The organism is Acinetobacter uliginosus, from assembly GCF_044130295.1.
Classification (GTDB): domain Bacteria; phylum Pseudomonadota; class Gammaproteobacteria; order Pseudomonadales; family Moraxellaceae; genus Acinetobacter.
In genome coordinates this window covers 1-1,301 of record NZ_JBIQOC010000188.1, presented here as the reverse complement: position 1 = coordinate 1,301, position 1,301 = coordinate 1, and the positions used below count along the sequence as shown (strand labels likewise).

3 protein-coding genes are annotated in these 1,301 nt (G+C 33.7%); 1 reads left to right on the top strand and 2 read right to left on the bottom strand.

Annotation, left to right across the window (positions count from 1 at the left end; all coding sequences use genetic code 11):
* Positions 1-127: 127 nt before the first annotated feature.
* Complete coding sequence (locus ACE01T_RS17645; protein ID WP_395519790.1) at positions 128-307, bottom strand: hypothetical protein; 180 nt, start codon at positions 305-307, stop codon at positions 128-130.
* A gap of 213 nt (positions 308-520) precedes the next feature.
* Positions 521-769, bottom strand: a complete 249-nt coding sequence (locus tag ACE01T_RS17640) for a hypothetical protein (protein ID WP_395519789.1) — start codon at positions 767-769, stop codon at positions 521-523.
* 117 nt (positions 770-886) lie between these two features.
* Here ACE01T_RS17640 and ACE01T_RS17635 point away from each other — a divergent pair, with 117 nt between their 5' ends.
* Entirely contained in the window at positions 887-1,090 is a 204-nt protein-coding gene (locus ACE01T_RS17635) for a hypothetical protein (RefSeq protein WP_337709413.1), read from the top strand.
* Positions 1,091-1,301 lie beyond the last annotated feature (211 nt).

Below are 1,301 nucleotides of genomic sequence, written 5' to 3'. Positions count from 1 at the left end.
TTATAAATGGGGGTGGAAAAATCAGTCAGGAGACTAGACTCAGGACTATGGAATTGCTTATTTAGGGTACTTTCCCCCGTGTTTTTACGGGTTTTGATGGTTTTTTGTACAGTATTTTTAACCATGATTAAAAGTCCCCAAAACAATTGTGAAATTCAAGATCAGCAGAATAAGCAACAGAAACACCACAATCAGGACAAGTAACTGGTGTATGTGATTCAGGTTCAATTCCAAATATTTGATCTAAATAATCTTCATCTTGACTAGAAAGTTGAGGAACAGAAATTAGAGCTGATTTAGTAGTCATAATTAAAGCCACCCCTTATTAATTGCAAAAATAAAAAGCATCGAGCCGACAAAAAGACAAAAAATAGAGAAGAAAACAAGAAATCTTTCAAAACCAATCATCTCAATCACCCCAAACAACGAGTTAAATGAAATGAAATAAGATTTCTAATCATGATTGAATGACAACGAGGACATTCAGCAAGGTCGATTTGATGAACTGCATTAATTCGCATTAGCAATCCCCCATTTCTTCTTTTAATTCAGCATTTGTTTTTTTGTAGAGATCTGCATAAGCATCAATGTATGAATAGTCATAAGCCATTTCACTAGCGACAAATGCAAGATGCTCTAAACACTGCTCTGTGGAGAAAGCAGGTACAAAATTCTCTAAAGCGCATTGACCATGTTGAGACACCAGTTCAGCAACTCGGTTAAAGGCTGCTTGGGTGAAATCTTGAGGACTATTGAATGTTTTTATCATGATGAAATCACAAATGCATAAATCATTTTATGACAATAATACAGAAATCACATATGAATACAAGAATAAATCACAAGTTCATCTATAATTTTGAAATTTAGAAAAGGAATCGATGAAATGGCTAAAACTTTTAGATTTACAGATCAGGAAGAACAAGCACTAAATGAAACAGCTTTAAAGCTAAATAGAGACCTTGTTAAAGCTGGAAAAAAGCCATTAAGAGATACAGAAATTTTTCACGAAATTATCAAGCAAACACTACTAGAAGGATTTATTGAAGTAACAAGAGATGGAAATATTAAAGTTGAGACAAAAAAATAAATTAATGATTTTATACATCGATATCGATTACTAAAAAGGGCCTGTTATAGGCCCTCTTTTTTTGCTCTGACGAATGTCGCATAACGTAACTATTATGTTAAATAAGATATCCGAGATTGCGCCCTACATAACTCAGCCGTTGGCGCAACTTCACTGGAGAGATTCACCAACATATTAATCTCTCCAGTGAAGTATCTTAATGAACATAATA

Excerpts from the sequence above, each read along its gene's own strand:
- ACE01T_RS17635 (WP_337709413.1), top strand. The coding sequence starts at position 887 with ATGGCTAAAACTTTTAGATTTACAGATCAGGAAGAACAAGCACTAAAT.
- ACE01T_RS17645 (WP_395519790.1), bottom strand. The coding sequence starts at position 307 with ATGACTACTAAATCAGCTCTAATTTCTGTTCCTCAACTTTCTAGTCAA.
- ACE01T_RS17640 (WP_395519789.1), bottom strand. The coding sequence starts at position 769 with ATGATAAAAACATTCAATAGTCCTCAAGATTTCACCCAAGCAGCCTTT.